We start from the raw sequence: 20122 nt of genomic DNA on the forward strand, positions 1-20122 counted from the left end.
TTTACCACCCCTCTTTACTATGATAAAATAGACTATAGTGTTTATTTTGAAAATGGGGAGAGGGAAATTGATGAAATTAGAAAAGCTGCGTTTAGCATTAGAAGAAAGAGGCGTTGACGCATTATTGATAACAAATGATTACAGCCGTCGATATATCACCGGATTCACTGGGACAGCGGGTGTAGCAATAGTTTCCAAAAATGATGCAGTTTTTATTACAGACTTCAGATATACAGAACAAGCTGCTAGTCAAATAAAGGATTTCCGTATAGTTCAACATGCTAAAACGTTGATCGAGGAAATTTCCCACCAAGTAAACGAAATGGGTATTAAATCACTTGGGTTTGAAAAAGATGACGTAACATACGGTGTATATGAATTATACAAGCAAGCTGTTTCAGCAGATTTAGTACCTCTATCAGGTGTAGTAGAAAAAATTCGCTTGATAAAGACGGACGAAGAGATTAGTATAATAAAGGCAGCTTGTCGTATTGCAGATGAGGCATATGAGCATATCGTGACTTACATAAAACCCGGCATGACAGAACTTCAAGTCTCGAACGAACTAGAATTCTTTATGCGTAAACGTGGCGCTACCTCCTCTTCTTTTGATACAATAGTAGCTTCAGGTACGCGTTCTGCATTGCCGCATGGTGTAGCAACAGATAAAGTAATTGAAGTTGGCGATTTTGTAACATTAGATTTCGGAGCACTTTACAACGGGTATATTTCTGATACGACTCGTACACTTGCAGTAGGAGAGCCGAGTGAAAAACTAAAAGAAATTTATCAAGTAGTTTTAGATGCTCAATTATTAGCTCTTGAAAAGGTTCAACCAGGAATGACAGGTAAAGAAGCGGATGCTATTGCACGAGACTATATTGCGTCAAAAGGATATGGTGAGGCATTTGGTCATTCACTTGGCCATGGTATTGGGCTTGAGGTACATGAAGGACCTGGTTTATCCTTCCGTTCCGACATTGTTTTAGAGCCAGGAATGGTTATAACAATTGAACCGGGAATTTATCTACCGAACATCGGTGGGGTGCGTATAGAGGATGACGCACTAGTTACGGAGAATGGATTAGAGAAGTTAACACATTCGACGAAAGAGCTACTTATATTATCGTAATTTGGAGGGAAATAAATGATTTCAGTAAATGATTTTAAAACAGGTTTAACAATTTTAGTAGATGGCGTTCTTTACCGTGTTCTTGATTTTCAACACGTAAAGCCTGGTAAAGGAGCAGCGTTTGTTCGTTCAAAACTTAGAAACTTACGTAACGGCTCTGTGAACGAAAAAACATTCCGTGCTGGTGAAAAAGTAGAAAAAGCACAAATTGATAACAAAAAAATGCAATATCTTTATGCAAGTGGAGATCAACATGTATTCATGGATACGGATTCATACGAGCAATTAGAGCTTAATGAAAACCAAATCGAATATGAGTTGAAATTCCTACGTGAAAACATGGAATTACAAGTAATTCAATACCAAGGAGAAACACTTGGAGTAGAATTACCTAAATCGGTAGAGCTAGAAGTTATTGAAACGGAGCCAGGAATCAAAGGAGATACTTCTGGTGGTGGATCTAAAACTGCTAAATTAGAAACTGGTTTAGTTGTAACAGTACCTCTATTTATTAATGTTGGTGACAAACTAATTATTAATACAGATGAAGGTTCATACGTTTCAAGAGCTTAAGAGACTTTTTAAAAGACATCAAGAGGGGAAACCTCTTGATGTCTTTTTTTTATGGGCATACAAGGAAAAATCGAAAATGACAGGAGATCGAATTCTGCAATCCTAAATAACTAGAGTAATCATTAACCAGAAAAAAATGTGTTGAAACTCACCAAACACCTCCGTTGAATGATTTAGATCAGTCAATATTCCTAGTGAAAATAGTCGGTCAAGTACTCGTAAATTTCAAACAGTATGTTCATATTCTCCACCTGTCCAACATATAGTACGTAATAGGGAAGGGGGAGGCATTGTGGAACTTCACGATGTACTTCGAGTTGCGGGTATAGGCTTATTGATAGCAATTCTTCACTTATTTTTTGAATCGACTGGAAAAAAAGAGTTTGCATTCTTCTTGTTTTTTGTGGGTTATATTTACATGACTATTGAGTTACTACGTTTGCTTAGGCTGTTCTTTTATGAAATTTCCTCATTTTTAGAATGGCTTGTTATGACGAGTTAACAAATGATTGTCTATATTACTATCATTGTTGCATTTTGCTTGTTGCAGTTAGTTAAAGAAACCTACCCCAAATTTCATTCCCTAATTTATACTATTTATATTTTTCTTTTTTTAACTTACCTCTCCACTTCGGTCATTATTCCTTTTATAAACCAGTATATTTCAAACGTACCGGTCGCCATTCTACCTATTGTGAAATTGCTATTATTTTCAGTAATCCTATTATTTATCTCACAAATAATAGAAGAGCTGCTCGAAGACTATGAATATACTAGTTTAGCCTCACTAATTACAATTACGACCAAGGCAATATTACTTGTTGTATGGATTCAGCATATGGAACCATTTTATCAAAAATTTTTTTCATTTATGGGACTACTCTCTTGAAGGAATGAGCAGTAATGGAAGAATTAATTGCAACAATCTTGCAACCCGCGAAAGAAGTACTGCAAACGTTTGTTTATATTCTCCTGTTCGGTTTTGTATTTATGTGTTTAGAATGGCTTATTCCCAGTAGCAAGCGATTATTTAAGTTATTGTTTATTCTTATTATTTGTTTTTATTGCTTAGAGCCAGCTTTTCGCTCAGTAAAGATGATTCAAGTAGTAACAGGTGAACTCGTTAATGTGTTTATAGGAGTATATCCAGTATTAACTGCTGGAATAGCACTGTCGGGTGGCGCTTTTCTTATTACTTTATGGAATCCAGTTGTAATGCTCTTTGCCTCTTTTACTAGTATTGTGGCAGACAAGATTATGATTCCAGCCTTATTGTCAGCCTTTATATTTGATCTTATGACTAGAATTCAACCTTCTATATCTTTTTCTCGAATGTCTGACCTAATACGAATGACTTTAGTTGGGGCTACCTCGATTATTCTCGTATTATATAGTCTGTTTATAACCGTAAACGGTGTAGTAACCTGGTCAGTAAGTGGTGCTGTAAACGAAACTGTAAAGAGATTAATCTCCAATAATATTCCCTTTGTCGGTTCCTTGCTTACAGAGAGTATTAGTACGATGAAAAGCTACTCATCTACTGCTGCTGCTGTCACTGGGAATTCTGTTTTGATATCAATTCTAGTTCTTATTTCTATTCCAACTATTCAAACGATCCTGATTGCTTTTCTCTACCGATTTCTAAGTGCTATTCTTGAGCCTTTTGTAGATGGACAAATTAGTGGACTATTAGACGATATTGGAAAAACGCTATTTGTACTTTCTATCATTTCCGTATTAATAGCCTTTGCCTTTTTCTTTACAGTGATATTAATCATGCTTTTCGCCAAATTATTGATAGGTGTGAAGGGATAATGTTTAACTTCTCTACATTGCTATATGGGATTTTAATGATTGTCATAATCGGAGAGATTCTATCTATTCTAATTGAGCATTTGGACAAGGAGAAGACGGGCTTTCTTATAAAACTTTCTATAATCTCATGGATTATCTCCTTTTTCTTCATATAAATAGATTGTCCTGCATAAAGTATGTTATCCAATATGAAAAGAAGGGTGAACACTATCTCATTAAAAAAAAAACCCACTTTTCGTTTTGTAGTAATAAGTTTAGCGGTTTTGGTTATTAGTCTCTTATTTTCAGAGATTTTCGGACTGACGGATGATGTAAATAAAAACACTAGCCCACCAGAGGTTCACACAAAAGATGAGCTTTCCGCTATATTGGAAAAAATCCATGGGGTTGGAAAAGTATCTATTTACTTTCATTACGCAGAACGAGCTGAAAATAAAACGGAAAGTGATTTATCATTTTTCCAATGGACAAGTGACAGCAAGATGGAAAAAGAAGAACTGATTGGAATACTGGTAGTTGCGGAAGGAGCGAGCGATAAACGTATAAAAAATAATCTTATTAAAACCCTTTCATCTGTATTGCAAATATCTCCACATCGAATAGTTATAGAAGAAATGGAATTGGAGGATAAATGATATGAACATTAAAAAAAGATCCGTATGGTTTTTAACTTTACTAAGCTTAGTGGCAGTAGTGACGGTGTATTATGCAACAGAAAAGCCATCCCCTTTTGATGGAATAGCCCTATTTTCTAATGACTCAGTTGATGATGTGAAATTGGTAGAAACATCCTCAACGAATGAAGAATCATTTGTTTCTCACAGTAATCAATATGAAGAATTACGTATGGAAGTGCAGGAAAAACGTTCACAGTTACATGAGCAATTAGAATCTAAGGTCGCTTCAAATGATTTCTCTCCAGAAGAAAAAAATGAAGCATACAACGAAATTGAACAATTAGTAAAGATAAACTCTACAGAAGCGATGTTGGAGCTAATTATAAAATCATTAGGATATGACGATGCACTTGTTCGTATTGACCAAAACAAAGTGCTGATCGATGTAGTTTCAAATGAACAATCTTCAAAAAAGGCTGATGCTATTATATACGCAGTTAAGCGAGAATACCCTCAAGCATACAATGTTGAAGTGAAATTTGACGGACTATAACAAAAGTGCCTTTAAAGGGCACTTTTTCTTTTGTTTTCAATTAGTTATAACGCGGAATTGTTGTATGTGAATAGTACTTTTTTAATGCAAAGAAATCCTAAATCAGAGAGTAGAATTGATTTTTCGCCCCAACCGGACGCTTTCCGCGGGGGAGCGATAAGCCACCACCCATCGCTGACGCGCGTGGTTGTGATGTCTTATCTGTCTCCCTCCTCCAGCGGAGTCGCCGTCTGGCGCTGCAATCAATAAATGGGAACAGCTTTAGCATCGATAAAGTGCTAATTGATTAACTCGCATAAACAAAGCTGAAAAAACTGTAACTAACTTAAATTTCATCATCTATTTATGTTCTAAATAGCCACTGAATATTCTTTTTTTATGTTTACAGTCACAATAAAAATAATTGTTAGCCAAAATCAACCATTCACTTTAACAAAGCTTATTTTGAAATAAAATGATAAAAAAGTGTAACATTTTACTATCTTAAAGCTACTGCATAAAATACAATTATTGGATTATATAAGATTTTTATTCCCTAAAAGTTAAGAACATTTGCACGTTTCTATTTTCAATTACCTTAAAAACGACTAAAATGAATAAGGAAGTATTAAAATGCAACTAAAAGGAGATGGGATAATTGAAAATCCAAGAAATCAGAGAAATTATTAAACTGATCGATCAATCTACACTAGATGAATTTTCATACGAAACAGAGGGAACAAAAATTAAAATTAAAAGAGGGGATAAAAACTCTCATAAATCTACTGTTCAAACGATAGAAAGCTCTTCGGTTGGAGAACTTCCTAAAGTACAAGAAGTTCAGACACCAGCTGTACAGGAATCTCCAAAAGCAGCGGCTGTAGAAAGCTCTGTAACAAAACAAGCTCCAGTTGAAGAGGAAAATAGCTCTTTACATAAAATTACTTCTCCAATGGTTGGGACATTCTATCAATCTTCATCACCAGATTCTCCTGCATACGTTGAGGTCGGCAGCAAGGTTACTGCAGATTCAATTGTTTGTATAGTAGAAGCGATGAAACTATTCAATGAAATTGAAGCAGAAGTAACTGGAGAAATCGTTGAAATTCTAGTTAAAGACGGTCAATTAGTAGAATACGGTCAACCTCTATTCTTAGTTAAAGCTTAAAAATATGAATTAAATAAGGAAAGGGGTAAGCATCATGAAAAAAGTGTTAATTGCCAATCGTGGTGAAATAGCTGTTCGTATTATTAGAGCATGCAAGGAGCTAAACATTGAAACTGTTGCTGTATATTCTGAAGCGGATCGAGAGGCTTTACATGTGCAACTGGCAGATGAAGCTTATTGTATAGGGCCTAGATTATCGAAAGATTCCTATTTAAACTTTTCAAATATTATCAGCGTTGCCAAGCTAACGGGCTGTGAAGGGATACATCCTGGCTATGGTTTTCTAGCGGAAAATGCAGAATTTGCTGAGCTATGTGAGGAATGTGATATTAAGTTTATTGGTCCTACATCACAGGCGATCAAAAGCATGGGTATAAAGGATGTAGCAAAGGAAACTATGCAAAAAGCTGGAGTTCCTACAGTTCCTGGTTCTAAAGGTATCGTTAAAACGGAAGAGGATGCACTTAAGGTAGCAAATGAAATAGGATATCCGGTTATCATCAAAGCAACTGCTGGCGGTGGTGGTAAAGGTATCCGCGTAGCAAAAGACGAAGCTGATTTAATCAAAGGGATAAAAGTTACCCAAAAAGAAGCTGCTGCAGCATTTGGTAATCCTGGCGTTTATCTCGAAAAATATATTGAAGTATTTCGTCATGTAGAAATTCAAGTATTAGCTGACTCTCATGGTAATGCAGTACATTTGGGTGAAAGAGATTGCTCCATCCAAAGACGTATGCAAAAGCTAGTGGAAGAAGCTCCATCACCAGCTTTATCAGAAGCTATGCGTGCCGAAATGGGCGCCGCGGCAGTAAAGGCAGCATTAGCAGTTGGCTATGAAAGTGCTGGAACAGTAGAGTTTATTTTTGATCATATTAACCAAAAGTTCTACTTTATGGAGATGAATACTCGTATTCAAGTGGAGCATCCAGTGACAGAGATGATTACTGGTATTGACTTAATTAAACAAATGTTGAAAGTCGCAGCCGGAGAAAAATTGCCATTTGAGCAAAAAGATATTAAACTTAATGGATGGGCAATAGAATGTCGTATTAATGCGGAAAACCCAGATAAAAACTTCATGCCTTCTCCGGGACTTGTTGAATTCTATTTACCACCAGGCGGACTAGGAGTTCGAGTAGATTCAGCAGTATATCCTGGTTATACAATTCCTCCATTTTATGATTCTATGGTTGCTAAACTTATTACTTTTGGTGAGACAAGAGAAGAGGCGATTGCTAAGATGAAGCGTGCACTTAGTGAATTCGCCATTGAAGGTGTCGATACCACTATTGGCTTCCATGAAAAACTCATGAATCATGAGGTATTTGTCTCTGGAGATTTCGATACTAAGTTTTTAGAGAGATACGACGTGATGAATTCATAAAAGGAGTGATCCATATGACAGAAACAACCGAACAAAAATTTGTTCAAATGACTCCTGATGGCAAAGAAAACCTAGGGACAATTGAAATTGCTCCAGAGGTTATAACGGTAATTGCTGGAATTGCTACAACTGAAGTAGAAGGTATCGCGGGTACACGTGGTAACTTTGCAGCAGGCGTAGTAGAGCGCTTAGGAAAAAAAGTGCATGGTAAGGGCATAAAGACTGAAATCACAAATGACGGTCTGTATATTGATGTATATTGCCTTGTGAAATACGGTATATCCGTTCCTAATGTAGCAAGAGAAGTGCAGTCTCAAATTCGCCAGGCTATTGAAAATATGACTAGCTTAGTTCCAACCGAAGTAAACGTTCATATTACAGGCGTACAATTTGAAACGGTTGAATCATGAGAAAAGAGCTCCATTTGGGGCTCTTTTTCTTATTTTCTACTTTCTAATAAGCACTCTACAAAAAAATATGATATTATGGGTAAGATAGCTACATTTAAAGGAGAACTAATAATGAAACGTAGACAAGCAAGAGAGCTAGCATTACAAGCACTATTTCAGCTAGACAATCATGAGATAACAATACAAGAAGCGATAGGGCATGTTACAGAAGAAAATGACCCTTTTTTAACTGATTTAGTGAAAGGGACAATTGAGCATAAAGATGAAATTGATACCTCTTTGACAGACAAGCTAGAAAACTGGTCTCTTTCCAGATTACCTAAAATCGAAAGAACAGTTCTGCGAATCGCAGTTTATGAACTACTATATGCAAACGAAGCACCAGCAAAAGTAGTTATAAATGAAGCATTGGAAATATGTAAAATCTATGGCGATGAAAAATCTAGCCGATTTGTAAATGGAGTTTTATCTAAATATACAGATCAATAAATTTCGACATTAAGGGGCGTTTATAGTGGTAGATAATCTTATTAATGGGAAAGAAATAGCTGGAAAAGTAACTGAAAAAGTGAAAGAACGTGTGGAACATCTAAAATCAAAGGGTATTACCCCAGGATTAGCGGTTGTATTAGTTGGAAGTGATCCAGCTTCTCAAACCTATGTGAATAGTAAAACACGAACGTGCGAAAGACTAGGTATGTATTCTGTTATGATAGAACTAGAAGAAAATATATCCGAAGAAGAACTATTAACTCACGTTAACAAGCTAAACGACGATGATAAGATACACGGTATTCTAGTTCAATTACCACTACCAAAGCAAATAAATGAGGATAGAGTAATTGCAGCTATATCTCCATTAAAAGATGTAGATGGTTTTCATCCAGTAAATGTCGGTAAGATGCTCATTGGGCAACCTACTTTCTTATCCTGTACGCCCTTTGGTGTAATGAAACTTTTAGAATATAGCGATATAGCATTAGAAGGGAAGCACGCTGTAGTTATTGGGAGAAGTAACATCGTTGGCAAACCAATGGGTCAGCTCCTTTTACAAAAGAACGCTACAGTAACCTACTGCCACTCGAAAACAAAAGACTTACATAGCTTTACAAAACAAGCAGATATTTTAGTAGTAGCAACTGGTCAGCCGAAAATGATCAATGCTAGTCACTTAAAAGAAGGTGCGGTTGTAATAGATGTTGGGATTCACCGTAATGAAGACAATAAACTATGCGGCGACGTGGACTTTGCTTCTGCTAAAGAAATTGCTTCTAAAATCACCCCTGTTCCTGGTGGTGTAGGTCCAATGACTATTGCAATGTTAATGGAAAATACATGCCTTGCAGCAGAGAATACACTAGATAAATAAGCTGAAAGCTGTTCTACAAGAGAACAGCTTTTACCTTGTCAACAGTCTTGGGAGTTGATTGGATGTCTCAAACATATTTAACTGTAAAAGCCTTAACTAAATACATAAAAAGAAAATTTGATGCGGATACTCATTTGCGAGATGTTTACGTAAAAGGAGAACTTTCAAATGTAAAGGTTCACTCTAGTGGTCACATTTATTTCACTTTAAAAGACGAATCTGCTCGTCTGACCTCAGTTATGTTTGCTATGAACGCTCGTAGCCTTAAATTCAGACCTGAGAGTGGTATGAATGTGCTAGTTCGAGGGGACATTAATGTATTTGAGGCAGCAGGACAATATCAGTTGTATGCCTCTTCTATACAGCCAGATGGTATTGGCGAGCTTTTTTTAGCCTTCGAACAGCTAAAGAAAAAGCTAGAACAAGAAGGACTTTTTCATCCAAATAGGAAAAAACGACTACCTGCATTTCCTAAAAAAATTGGAGTCGTCACATCGAAGACAGGTGCAGCGATTCGAGATATTTTGACTACGCTCGAAAGACGTTACCCAATTAGTGAGGTTATCGTTTTCCCTAGTATCGTTCAAGGCCCTCAAGCAGCCCCTTCTATCGTAAAATCCATTAAACAAGCTAATACCCTAGGAAGTATTGATGTATTAATCGTTGGTAGAGGTGGAGGATCCATAGAGGACTTATGGGCATTTAACGAGGAAATTGTTGCTCGGGCAATAGCAGAAAGCAGTGTTCCTATCATTAGTGCGGTGGGACATGAAACAGATACAACTATTGCTGACTTTGTATCTGATTTAAGGGCACCAACACCGACAGCAGCTGCAGAAATGGCTGTCCCAAGCAAAGAAAATCTTATGAAGAACATTCTATCTTATCAGTCTGCAAGTCTCCACTTTATTACTAAAAGACTGACAGATGAAAAAAACAGATACCAAAGAGCAATCACCTCACCAGTCATGGCAACTCCGGAAAAATTATATCGTCCCTTTATAGAGAGATATATTCGAACGGAACAGCAACTGCATCGAGAGGTTAATCGATTATTTGGTGACAAAGTGCGCAATTTTTCTCAGTTAGACAATCGCTTCAAACAGCTTTCACCGCAAAGATTGATCACATTACAATCTAAACATTTGGTAATTAGTACAAATCAACTGAACCAAGCAATGATTGCGGCTTTTGAAAAAAATCGTCAACAATTTACTGGGTCGTTAAGAACCTTGGAGGCTCTAAATCCTCTAAAAATTATGGACCGTGGCTATAGCATTACTTATAAGGATGGACAAGTAATCAAGTCGATAGATGAAGTTCAAAAAGGTGATACAATCGCTGTCACATTACCTGATGGTCAAATAGATGCTATAGTTCAACAAGCAGTGAGTAAAGAGGGGGTAAAATAGCATGGCAAAAAAAGAGATTCCATTTGATGAAGCAATGCTTCAATTAGAACAAATTGTTCGTCAGCTAGAGCAAGGGGATGTCCCGCTTGAAAATGCAATCGAGCTCTACCAAAAAGGGATGGAGCTATCTAAACTTTGCAGTGATAAATTACAAAGCGCTGAAAAACAATTAGTTTCCTTTATGGGGGAAAATAAAGAAGAGGTAGGGCAAAATGATGAGTAGCTTACAAACATTTATTGAAACCAACCTTCCACATATTGAACTCCAGCTCGAGTCAATTATAAATGACATTACAGCTCCACATGAATTAAAAGAAGCTATGCTTTACTCTCTTAAAGCAGGCGGTAAGAGAATTAGACCGTTATACACTCTTGCTGTGTTGCAAGAACTTGGAGTGGAAAATGTAGAAGCTATAAAAGTTGCCAGTACTATAGAGATGATTCATACCTATTCTTTAATACATGATGACTTACCTAGCATGGACAATGATGATTTACGCAGAGGTAAGCCTACTAACCATAAGGTTTTTGGTGAAGCTTTAGCAATTCTTGCAGGGGATGCCTTAGTAACACTAGCATTCGGCATTATAGCTAGACTCAAAGACTTGGAGCCGAGCCAAAAAGTTCGCTTGATTGATCAATTAAGTATGGCATCAGGAGCGGAAGGTATGGTAGGCGGTCAAGTTTTAGATATGCTTGGTGAAGGTAAGATACTTTCTTTAGAAGAGCTGGAAGAGGTACATCTGAACAAAACTGGAGCATTATTATCTTATAGTATTTTAGCTGGCGGAATAATTGCTAATGCAAACGAGGATATTATGAAAGCACTCCATCAATATTCGATTCATATTGGACTGGCTTTTCAAATTCAAGATGATATTTTAGACGTTGAAGGTACTTCTGAGCAATTAGGTAAAACTGCTGGAAAAGATATTTTGAGTGAAAAAAATACTTATCCTTCTATTTTAACCTTGGCTGGTGCTAAGGAACAATTACAGAAGCAATATAACTTGGCCATTGAAGCGTTACATCCTGTAACACTAAACAAGGGACTTTTAGTAGAATTAGCCGACTACATAACAAAAAGATCAAAATAAGTAGCGTATAATTTTGTTTTATAAGCAAATATTGATATGATTATACCTAGCTTTATTAAAGGAAATCTAAAAGAAGGTGAGTGATGGCAATGGATTTAACTTCAATTTCTAGTCCATCCTTTTTAAAACGTTTAGACAATGAACAATTAAAGGACTTAAGTGAAGATATTCGATCGTTTTTAATAGAAAAGTTATCAGTTACAGGTGGACATATTGGACCTAACTTAGGTGTAGTTGAATTAACTGTGGCACTGCATAAAGCGTTTAATAGCCCAGATGATAAATTTCTTTGGGATGTTGGACACCAGGCATACGTTCACAAAATCTTAACTGGCCGTGCAGATCAATTCGATACGCTACGCCAATTTAAAGGACTATGTGGATTTCCTAAAATGATTGAAAGCGAGCACGATGTATGGGAGGCAGGGCATAGCTCTACTTCTCTTTCTGCCGCAATGGGAATGGCAAAAGCTCGTGATATTCAAAAGAAGAAAAACTTTGTGATACCTATTATTGGTGATGGGGCTCTCACAGGTGGTATGGCTCTTGAAGCATTGAATCATATCGGTCATGAAAAAACAGACATGATTGTCATTCTAAACGATAATGAGATGTCGATTGCTCCAAACGTAGGAGCATTGCATAATGTATTGGGTAAATTACGTACTCATGGAACGTATAACAAGGCTAAGGATGAAATTGAATCCTTGCTGAAAAAAATTCCAGCTGTTGGCGGTAAACTAGCAGGTACTGCAGAACGCTTAAAAGATTCGTTAAAGTATCTACTAGTTTCTGGAGCATTTTTTGAAGAACTAGGCTTCACGTACCTTGGACCAATTGATGGTCATAGCTTTGAAGACCTAGAAGAAAATTTGAAAAACGCTAAAAAAATGAAGGGCCCAGTCCTTATTCATGTAATTACGAAAAAAGGAAAAGGCTTCAAACCGGCTGAACAAGATAAAATAGGTACTTGGCATGGTACAGGTCCCTATAAAATGGAGACAGGTGACTTTGTGAAATCTGCTTCTAAAGCACCTTCTTGGAGTGCACTAGTAGCCGAAACTGCAAGAAAATTAGCTCGTGAAGATAATCGTATTGTCGCGATTACTCCAGCTATGCCGGTTGGTTCTAAATTGGAAGGGTTTGCATCAGAATTCCCGGATCGAATGTTCGATGTGGGGATAGCAGAGCAGCACGCCACTACAATGGCAGCTGGAATGGCTGCTGAAGGGATGAAGCCGTTATTAGTCATCTATTCTACATTCCTTCAACGAGCATATGATCAAGTTTTACACGACATTTGCCGTCAAAAGTTAAATGTAGTAATTGGTATTGACCGTTCTGGCCTCGTAGGTGCAGATGGAGAAACACATCAAGGTGTATTTGACATTTCCTTCCTTCGACATATGCCTAATATGGTGATCATGATGCCAAAGGATGAAAATGAAGGCCAACATATGGTAAAAACTGCTTTTGACTATTCTGATGGCCCAATAGCCCTTCGCTACCCTCGTGGTAACGGACTTGGCGTGCCAATGGACGAAGAGCTAACTCCTATTCCAATCGGATCTTGGGAAGTACTAAAAGAAGGTAGTCAAGCTGTCATTCTTACATTTGGAACTACTATTCCAATGGCACTACAGGCAGCAGACGAATTAAGTAAATTAAATATCTCTGTAGAAGTAGTAAATGCTCGTTTTATCAAACCACTTGATGAAGCAATGCTTAAAGATATTCACTCTCGTAATATGCCTATCATTACAGTTGAAGAAAGCGTCTTACAAGGTGGATTTGGAAGTGCTGTATTGGAATATTATAACGAGCAAAATTTACAAGCTAATGTTAAAAGAATTGGTATTCCTGATATGTTTATTGAACATGGAGATGTTAATCAATTACTCGAAGAAATTAATATTACAAGCGATAGCATAGTCGATTTAGTAAAATCTACTTTAAAAGAAAGCCCAAGGTATATCTCCTCATGAGTAAGATACCAAAAGAGAGAGTAGATATACTCTTAGTAGAACAAGGATTGTTTGAAACGAGAGAAAAAGCTAAGCGTGCTATTATGGCTGGACTTATCTACAAGAATGAAGAAAGAATAGATAAGCCGGGAGAAAAAATAGAGGTCTCTTCTGTATTAACCGTAAAGGGACAGGTTTTAAAATATGTAAGCCGTGGTGGTTTAAAGCTAGAAAAAGCAATCGAACAGTTTGATCTAGAGATTAAGGATAAAATTATGTTAGATATTGGTTCTTCCACCGGAGGATTCACAGACTGTGGACTTCAAAATGGTGTGACGCATGCTTACGCATTAGATGTCGGTAGTAACCAATTGGCTTGGAAAATCAGGCAGGACCCACGAGTATCGGTAATGGAAAAAACAAATTTCCGTTATTCTACGCCTGCTGATTTCCAAGAGGGCTTACCGTCGTTTGCTTCTATCGATGTTTCTTTTATATCCCTTAAGCTTATCTTCCCAACTTTAAAGACAATCATCGTTCCAAACGGAGATGTGATTGCTTTAGTTAAGCCACAGTTTGAAGCTGGAAAAGAGCGAGTTGGTAAAAAGGGTGTAGTGAGAGATAAGGCAGTGCATATAGATGTGCTCAACGATATAGCAAATTTTGCCGAAAGCCAAGGCTTCCAATTGAAAAATGTTTCTTATTCACCTATTACTGGTGGTGAAGGTAATATAGAATTTCTATTCCATTTAGTTAGTGTAAATCCTGAAGAAGTTCTCCCTCATACATTCGACTTTGAAAAGCTTGTCAATGAGGCACATAATTTATTAAAATAATTCGCGACTCCCCAAGAGTCGCGTTTTTTCTTGTTACTTTTGCAATGTAATGCTAAGGTATAATTAAAACAGTATATTTATACAGCAAGGAGCTCATTATGAATAAAGGACAACGGCATATTCGTATTAGGGATATAATAGCGAATTATGAAATTGAAACACAGGATGATTTAGTCGATCATTTAAAAAATGCTGGGGTTAACGTTACTCAGGCTACGGTATCCAGAGATATAAAGGAACTACATTTAGTAAAGGTGCCCTTACCAAATGGTAACTATAAGTACAGTTTGCCTGCAGACCAACGATTTAATCCTATGCAAAAGCTGCATAGAGCATTAACAGATGCCTTTGTTAGTATCGATGGAGCAAGTCATTTTTTAGTTATGAAAACTTTACCAGGTAATGCTCATGCTATTGGCTCGCTGATTGATTATTTGGATTGGGAAGAGATATTGGGGACTATTTGTGGTGACGACACGTGCTTAATCATTTGTAGAACAGAAGAAGATAGTCAAACTTTAAAAAATCGTTTACTGGAAATGCTGTAATATCCAATGGCTTCATGTGTAATTCTGTAATTCCGGTTATTTTGTCAAAAATGAACAGCTATCAAAAGTGTAATCATTGATCAGCACGGCCGCTTTCCGTGGCGTAAGAAGTCTTAAGAGCGTAGGTGTGATGTCTTACTAGTCATGGATTCGAGGTCTGCGTGCTACCATCTTAAAGGGTGTTAAATCTAAATGTGTATACAAATGAAATGAAATACCTAAAACGATACAGATTTTTTAAACAGAGGTGATATTTTGTTAAAAGAACTTTCCATTAAAAACTTTGCTATTATAGACGAGCTATCAGTTGGCTTCGACGAAGGACTAACTGTATTGACTGGTGAGACTGGTGCTGGTAAATCCATTATTATAGATGCAGTTCATTTACTCTGTGGAGGTAGAGGCTCACAGGAATTTATTCGACATGGAGCACGGAAAGCTGAACTGGAAGGATTATTCATCATAACAGATCCACAACATAGTGTTTTTAAGAAAATGTTTGACGTTGGTATAGATGTCGACGACGAAACTATTATTCTCCGAAGAGATTTAAACGATTCTGGAAAAAGTGTCTGTAGAGTTAATGGAAAATTAGTTACTATAGGCATTTTAAGAGAAATTGGTGCTAGTTTAATAGATATTCATGGCCAACATGAAAGCCAAGAACTTATGGATGACAAAGCACATATTCATTTACTAGACCAGTTTGCTGGAGAAGACTTAAAGGTAGTAAAAGAAAATTATAAAGAATTGTTCCATAAATATAAAAAATGGAAAAAAGAACTTGCTACACTTACGGAAAACGAACAACAAATAGCGCATAAAATAGATTTGTACACTTTTCAAGTAGAGGAAATAGCGGAAGCACAGTTGAAAAGTGGAGAAGAAGAATTGCTCCAAAATGAAAAAAAGAAATTATTAAACTTTCATAAGGTGTTCGACAAGATGAGTAATTCCTATGAAGCTATTTTAGGAGAATCTAAAGGATTAGATTATATAGGAACTGCAATGTCTGATTTAATGGATATTGCCGATGTGGATGATAATATGAAGGAGTTAAGCGAAAGCGTATCTTCTGCTTTTTATATATTACAGGATGCCGCCCACCAACTTAAAAATGAGCTGGATGAGATGGAATATGATAGCAATCAGTTGCTTGAGGTGGAAGAGAGACTTGCAACGATTCAAACGTTAAAAAGAAAATATGGCTCATCCATTGAAGAAATTTTGGAATACAAAGATCAAATTCAGCATAGCCTAAGCCAATTAGTCAATAGAGATGAACAGATTCAAAAAATGGGGGAAAAAATCAAGCAAATTGAAATTGATCTTCAGCTAGAAGCAAATGAATTGACCGTAAAACGTAAAATTGCTGCTGAAAAGTTAAGTAAAGCAATTATGGAGCAGCTAAAAGAGTTATATATGGAAAAAGCTACTTTTTCGGTTATGTTTCATGAACAATCTAACCAAACGTATAATGAAGATGGCTTAGATGACTTGTCATTTTACATTTCTACAAATGTGGGAGAGCCATTAAAAGCATTAACGAAAATAGCGTCCGGAGGAGAACTTTCTCGTATGATGTTAGCCCTAAAAAGCATTTTTTCAAAACATCAAGGGATTACTTCCATCATTTTCGATGAAGTAGACACAGGAGTTAGCGGACGTGTTGCTCAGGCCATAGCAGAGAAAATAGCTGGCATTGCTACAAATTCTCAGGTACTGTGCATTTCTCATCTTTCTCAGGTTGCAGCAATGGCAGATCAGCATTTGTTAATCCGAAAAGAAGTGACTGGAAATAGAACATATACATTATTGGAGGAAATAACAGACAATAAACGAGCTGAGGAATTGAGCCGAATGATGTCAGGTACCGAAATAACTACGACCACATTAAAACACTCCAAAGAATTATTAAAAATTGCAAATGAACGTAAAAAAATATTAAGAAACTCGTGAAGACCTGTAACTTTTGGGGTCTTCTTTTTTTATCAATTATTTACCTCACATAGAGTTCACAGCAAAGGACATAGTAAGATGTATAGGAGGTGAAATATGAAAAAAAGCTATCGAATTTGGTCGCTTTTGCCAATACTTTTCTTTACTTTGTTCTTTCTAAGCACCACTGCATTCGCTTCAAAAATAACAGTTGTTCCACTTGGGCAATCTATTCAGATCGACCTCCAGTATGGATCTGTGTTTCTTAATCACGATGTGTTGTTAGAAGATGACTATTGGCTAAAATCTGGTGATGCAATTCATCAAATAAATGACCAAACGGTATCTAACATTGATGATTTAAAAAGGCAATTAAAAAATAAGAAACAAATTATTATCCAGTATGAGCGAGATAAAAAAATGTATACGAAAGATATTACGCCAGATCAAATGATGAAATTATTCCCTTTCTTGCGAGATGCAACTGAAGGGATAGGAACGCTCACTTATTATGACCCAGAAACAAATGAATTTGGTGCACTTGGGCATCAAATAGTAGACCATTCTTCTGGAGTTACTCCAAAATTTTCAGAAGGCTCTATTTATTTGTCTTCCATTCAACAGATTAAAAAAAGTATTCCAGGAAAACCTGGGTATAAGATTACTTCGCATGAAAACAATACTCCACCTATAGGGGGAGTAAATGAAAATAATGTTTATGGGGTTTTTGGCAAGCTAGAAAACAAAGCATTAGCAAATATACCAATGCAACAAATGTCAGTTGCAGAAAAAGAAGAAATAACGACAGGTAAAGCAATTATGCGAACATCAATCGATGGTGAGAAAGTGCAGGACTTTACAATAAATATCTCATCTGTGGAAGGACATCTATTTCAGTTTACGGTAACTGATTCCCAGCTCATTAAAAGGACTGGTGGTATTCTTCAGGGTATGAGTGGAAGCCCAATTCTTCAAGCTGACAAAATAATTGGGGTTGTTACTCATATGTACGTGGATAAGCCAAAAAATGGTGCTGCTTTAGCTATAACAGAGATGATGAAGAAAAATCCATGATTTATGAAGGCTACATCCATTTGGGTGTAGCCTTTTGTAATTGCTTAGCAAATTATAAAATAAATTCTGAAAACCTATGGATAAAAAAACATAGGCGGCTTGCGCTTTTCTATTTTGTCTAGCGCAAGCAGCCTTGCCCCTCGGGGTCAAATGGATAAAAGGTGCTCCTGCGCAAGCTCGTCGCAAACAAGAGCGTTTGTGGTGGCTGAGGGACTGCCTCCTCGCTTTTTCCCATTTGCCTGTCGGGGCAGAAATAGGCGCTTGCGCTTTTCTTGTATAAAAGCTTAAAATGTAAATAACTATAATTCGACAAATGAGAAGAAAAGATTTACAATTTGTCATAATACCTCGGAATCGTAATAGGAAAGAATCATTTTGAAAATTAATAAAGGAAGTAGGGAAAAATTAGCGAATAGTAATTATGTAAAAACTTACAAAAGGTGGATGAATTTTAATGGAGAAAATAAAAGTAGCAATAGTCGATGATAACAAAGATCTAATACGGACAATGGATTCATATTTTGAACAACACCCTGAAATTGAGGTTATTGGTACCGCGTATAATGGGAAATTATGTTTGGAAATGTTAGAAAATATTAAACCAGACGTTTTATTGTTAGATATAATCATGCCACACCTTGATGGAATTGCTGTATTAGACTCACTCCAAAAAAATGATAAGCTAAAGGGATTACAGGTTATTATGCTAACTGCTTTTGGCCAGGAAGATGTGATGAAACAAGCAGTGGACTTAGGTGCCTCTTATTTTATGCTAAAGCCTTTTGAATTTGACCGTCTTGTAACACAGATTATTCAAGTCGCTGGAAGACAGGGATCCATGCAGGAAGCACCAGTTAAGTCAAACCCGGAAAAAGAAGCTTTACAAAACAAGCGAATGATTGATAATACCATTACAAATGTTATTAAAGAAATGGGTGTTCCCGCGCATATTAAAGGATATTCCTATCTCCGAGAAGCCATTCAAATGGTGTATTCAGACATTGAGCTGCTTGGATCAATTACGAAAGTTTTATATCCTGAGATAGCAAAGAAATTCCAAACCACACCTTCACGTGTAGAACGCGCTATTCGCCATGCGATTGAAGTAGCATGGAACAGAGGTAACTATGAAACTATTTCTAAAATGTTTGGATATACCGTCCATCACTTAAAATCTAAACCTACTAATAGTGAATTCATCGCGATGATCGCGGATAAAATTCGCATGGAGAACATGGCTAGCTGAAAGGGTTAGAATCGCGGTTTGACGGGATGTACAAACCAACCAACTTCTGAAATATTAACTTGATCTGTACTTCAAAGCCTATAAACTAATATCAACAAAGCCAACGAATTATTTGATTCGCTGGTTTTTTTGTGTTTTAAAAAGGCTTATTTGATTAGTCTAAAAAGGTGAAGTCAAAAATCATACCTTTGATAATACTTTGCTTTTCATAAAAACACCACAAGGGTAAGACCCTTGCAGTGTCAATCTATCATTTGAAAGAGAATGGTGGAAATCCACACTCTTTATATATTTCATTGTAATCACCAAAATATGATTCGCCAAATTCATTTAGATCTTTATATTCATCTAGGACTTTTCTAAGTTCCACAAAAATTTCCTTATCAATTTCAACATATGAATCTTCAAATCGTTTTTTAATATCCAACTTTATTAAAAACCTTATCAGTTCCTCATATAATAAGGGATAATCTTTTTTAATACTTTCTCTATTTTCTAAGAATGATTTAAGGTAATCCTCGAAAAGATAAATTTTAGTCCAAATAGGATTTTCATCATTTTCTTTTTCTTTAAGTGGGGTGAAGAGGAGAGTTGATCCCTGCCACGTTTCTCCAAGACCAGACATAAAGATAAGAAGAGAACGCTTACGTAATTCGGGATCAGGATGATTAAAATATTTAAAGTATTCGTCATGATACTCGACTCTCCATTGGGCGTGCATATCAAATAAATAGTCGCCTTCTTCAATACCTCGTAATACCTTTTTAGCTTTTTCAATTGGAGTTAGTGACATTGGGATTCTTCCTCTCGTCTTCAATATTTAGGTAAATTAAGGGAATATTATTATAACATAATCATACTTGGTGTCACCTTATTGGGCTGACTTCTTATATATAACCTGTATTTTTTTGTCATCTATAGTTGAGAAGGCAGTTTTACTAGACTTATTGTCATCTCCTTTAACTTCAGTTACTCCCGAATTAATAACTTACATTGCTTTGATTACA

Annotated in this window: 21 protein-coding genes; 20 read left to right on the forward strand and 1 reads right to left on the reverse strand. The window is 36.4% G+C overall.

All coding sequences use genetic code 11. The annotated features are described in order from the left end of the window. Nucleotides 1-67: 67 nt before the first annotated feature. The 20 genes from HF876_RS00755 to spo0A all read left to right on the forward strand — a co-directional run bounded on the left by HF876_RS00755 (nt 68) and on the right by spo0A (nt 19115). Nucleotides 68-1132 carry a M24 family metallopeptidase gene (locus HF876_RS00755; RefSeq protein ID WP_277347060.1) on the forward strand — a complete coding sequence of 355 codons (1065 nt, stop codon included), beginning with the start codon at nt 68-70 and terminating at the stop codon, nt 1130-1132. A 15-nt stretch (nt 1133-1147) separates the two neighbouring features. Then, complete coding sequence (gene efp, locus HF876_RS00760) at nt 1148-1705, forward strand: elongation factor P (RefSeq protein ID WP_169358130.1); 558 nt, start codon at nt 1148-1150, stop codon at nt 1703-1705. A 292-nt stretch (nt 1706-1997) separates the two neighbouring features. Further along, nucleotides 1998-2207, forward strand: a complete 210-nt coding sequence (locus HF876_RS00765; protein ID WP_144536004.1) for a SpoIIIAC/SpoIIIAD family protein — start codon at nt 1998-2000, stop codon at nt 2205-2207. A 401-nt stretch (nt 2208-2608) separates the two neighbouring features. Beyond that, nucleotides 2609-3520: a stage III sporulation protein AE gene (locus tag HF876_RS00770; protein ID WP_169358131.1), complete on the forward strand. Its 912-nt coding sequence runs from the start codon at nt 2609-2611 to the stop codon at nt 3518-3520. A 200-nt stretch (nt 3521-3720) separates the two neighbouring features. After that, the gene (locus HF876_RS00775; RefSeq protein WP_169358132.1) at nt 3721-4155 is read left to right on the forward strand and encodes a hypothetical protein; all 435 of its coding nucleotides are present in this window, start codon (nt 3721-3723) and stop codon (nt 4153-4155) included. Between the two features lies 1 nt (nt 4156). Beyond that, nucleotides 4157-4690 (forward strand): SpoIIIAH-like family protein, encoded by a 534-nt coding sequence (locus tag HF876_RS00780; RefSeq protein WP_169358133.1) that lies wholly within the window; start codon nt 4157-4159, stop codon nt 4688-4690. 637 nt (nt 4691-5327) lie between these two features. Then, nucleotides 5328-5837 carry an acetyl-CoA carboxylase biotin carboxyl carrier protein gene (gene accB, locus HF876_RS00785; RefSeq protein WP_169358134.1) on the forward strand — a complete coding sequence of 170 codons (510 nt, stop codon included), beginning with the start codon at nt 5328-5330 and terminating at the stop codon, nt 5835-5837. A 31-nt stretch (nt 5838-5868) separates the two neighbouring features. Then, nucleotides 5869-7221, forward strand: coding sequence for an acetyl-CoA carboxylase biotin carboxylase subunit (gene accC / locus HF876_RS00790; RefSeq protein ID WP_169358315.1), 1353 nt, complete (start codon nt 5869-5871; stop codon nt 7219-7221). 14 nt (nt 7222-7235) lie between these two features. Continuing rightward, a complete protein-coding gene (locus HF876_RS00795) occupies nt 7236-7631 on the forward strand; it encodes an Asp23/Gls24 family envelope stress response protein (RefSeq protein ID WP_169358135.1) in 396 nt (131 codons plus the stop codon). 111 nt (nt 7632-7742) lie between these two features. Continuing rightward, nucleotides 7743-8120, forward strand: a complete 378-nt coding sequence (gene nusB / locus HF876_RS00800; protein ID WP_169358136.1) for a transcription antitermination factor NusB — start codon at nt 7743-7745, stop codon at nt 8118-8120. A gap of 25 nt (nt 8121-8145) precedes the next feature. Further along, entirely contained in the window at nt 8146-9000 is an 855-nt protein-coding gene (gene folD, locus HF876_RS00805; RefSeq protein ID WP_169358137.1) for a bifunctional methylenetetrahydrofolate dehydrogenase/methenyltetrahydrofolate cyclohydrolase FolD, read from the forward strand. Nucleotides 9001-9062: 62 nt separating this feature from the next. Then, nucleotides 9063-10412, forward strand: a complete 1350-nt coding sequence (gene xseA / locus HF876_RS00810; RefSeq protein ID WP_169358138.1) for an exodeoxyribonuclease VII large subunit — start codon at nt 9063-9065, stop codon at nt 10410-10412. A gap of 1 nt (nt 10413) precedes the next feature. Then, on the forward strand, nt 10414-10635 hold the full coding sequence (gene xseB / locus HF876_RS00815) for an exodeoxyribonuclease VII small subunit (protein WP_169358139.1): 222 nt from the start codon (nt 10414-10416) through the stop codon (nt 10633-10635). Next, a complete protein-coding gene (locus HF876_RS00820; RefSeq protein WP_169358140.1) occupies nt 10625-11509 on the forward strand; it encodes a polyprenyl synthetase family protein in 885 nt (294 codons plus the stop codon). The genes xseB and HF876_RS00820 overlap by 11 nt, the downstream gene beginning before the upstream one ends. An 89-nt stretch (nt 11510-11598) precedes the next feature. After that, entirely contained in the window at nt 11599-13494 is a 1896-nt protein-coding gene (dxs, locus tag HF876_RS00825) for a 1-deoxy-D-xylulose-5-phosphate synthase (protein WP_169358316.1), read from the forward strand. Continuing rightward, on the forward strand, nt 13491-14309 hold the full coding sequence (locus HF876_RS00830) for a TlyA family RNA methyltransferase (protein WP_169358141.1): 819 nt from the start codon (nt 13491-13493) through the stop codon (nt 14307-14309). The genes dxs and HF876_RS00830 overlap by 4 nt, the downstream gene beginning before the upstream one ends. Before the next feature lie 98 nt (nt 14310-14407). Further along, the gene (gene ahrC / locus HF876_RS00835) at nt 14408-14857 is read left to right on the forward strand and encodes a transcriptional regulator AhrC/ArgR (RefSeq protein ID WP_169358142.1); all 450 of its coding nucleotides are present in this window, start codon (nt 14408-14410) and stop codon (nt 14855-14857) included. A gap of 255 nt (nt 14858-15112) precedes the next feature. Continuing rightward, complete coding sequence (gene recN, locus HF876_RS00840; protein ID WP_169358143.1) at nt 15113-16816, forward strand: DNA repair protein RecN; 1704 nt, start codon at nt 15113-15115, stop codon at nt 16814-16816. Between the two features lie 96 nt (nt 16817-16912). Next, nucleotides 16913-17869: a SpoIVB peptidase S55 domain-containing protein gene (locus tag HF876_RS00845; protein WP_169358144.1), complete on the forward strand. Its 957-nt coding sequence runs from the start codon at nt 16913-16915 to the stop codon at nt 17867-17869. Nucleotides 17870-18323: 454 nt separating this feature from the next. After that, the gene (spo0A, locus tag HF876_RS00850) at nt 18324-19115 is read left to right on the forward strand and encodes a sporulation transcription factor Spo0A (RefSeq protein ID WP_169358145.1); all 792 of its coding nucleotides are present in this window, start codon (nt 18324-18326) and stop codon (nt 19113-19115) included. 250 nt (nt 19116-19365) lie between these two features. Here the strand turns inward: spo0A and HF876_RS00855 are convergent, their stop codons facing one another. Further along, nucleotides 19366-19908 (reverse strand): hypothetical protein, encoded by a 543-nt coding sequence (locus HF876_RS00855; protein ID WP_169358146.1) that lies wholly within the window; start codon nt 19906-19908, stop codon nt 19366-19368. Nucleotides 19909-20122: the final 214 nt, after the last annotated feature.

The sequence above is a fragment of the Psychrobacillus sp. BL-248-WT-3 genome (assembly GCF_012843435.1).
Taxonomy (GTDB): domain Bacteria; phylum Bacillota; class Bacilli; order Bacillales_A; family Planococcaceae; genus Psychrobacillus.

Excerpts from the sequence above, each read along its gene's own strand:
- HF876_RS00780 (WP_169358133.1), top strand. The coding sequence starts at position 4,157 with ATGAACATTAAAAAAAGATCCGTATGGTTTTTAACTTTACTAAGCTTA.
- dxs (WP_169358316.1), top strand. The coding sequence starts at position 11,599 with ATGGATTTAACTTCAATTTCTAGTCCATCCTTTTTAAAACGTTTAGAC.
- HF876_RS00820 (WP_169358140.1), top strand. The coding sequence starts at position 10,625 with ATGATGAGTAGCTTACAAACATTTATTGAAACCAACCTTCCACATATT.
- nusB (WP_169358136.1), top strand. The coding sequence starts at position 7,743 with ATGAAACGTAGACAAGCAAGAGAGCTAGCATTACAAGCACTATTTCAG.
- xseA (WP_169358138.1), top strand. The coding sequence starts at position 9,063 with ATGTCTCAAACATATTTAACTGTAAAAGCCTTAACTAAATACATAAAA.
- HF876_RS00855 (WP_169358146.1), bottom strand. The coding sequence starts at position 19,908 with ATGTCACTAACTCCAATTGAAAAAGCTAAAAAGGTATTACGAGGTATT.
- xseB (WP_169358139.1), top strand. The coding sequence starts at position 10,414 with ATGGCAAAAAAAGAGATTCCATTTGATGAAGCAATGCTTCAATTAGAA.
- ahrC (WP_169358142.1), top strand. The coding sequence starts at position 14,408 with ATGAATAAAGGACAACGGCATATTCGTATTAGGGATATAATAGCGAAT.
- HF876_RS00770 (WP_169358131.1), top strand. The coding sequence starts at position 2,609 with ATGGAAGAATTAATTGCAACAATCTTGCAACCCGCGAAAGAAGTACTG.
- HF876_RS00795 (WP_169358135.1), top strand. The coding sequence starts at position 7,236 with ATGACAGAAACAACCGAACAAAAATTTGTTCAAATGACTCCTGATGGC.
- HF876_RS00830 (WP_169358141.1), top strand. The coding sequence starts at position 13,491 with ATGAGTAAGATACCAAAAGAGAGAGTAGATATACTCTTAGTAGAACAA.
- HF876_RS00845 (WP_169358144.1), top strand. The coding sequence starts at position 16,913 with ATGAAAAAAAGCTATCGAATTTGGTCGCTTTTGCCAATACTTTTCTTT.
- efp (WP_169358130.1), top strand. The coding sequence starts at position 1,148 with ATGATTTCAGTAAATGATTTTAAAACAGGTTTAACAATTTTAGTAGAT.
- spo0A (WP_169358145.1), top strand. The coding sequence starts at position 18,324 with ATGGAGAAAATAAAAGTAGCAATAGTCGATGATAACAAAGATCTAATA.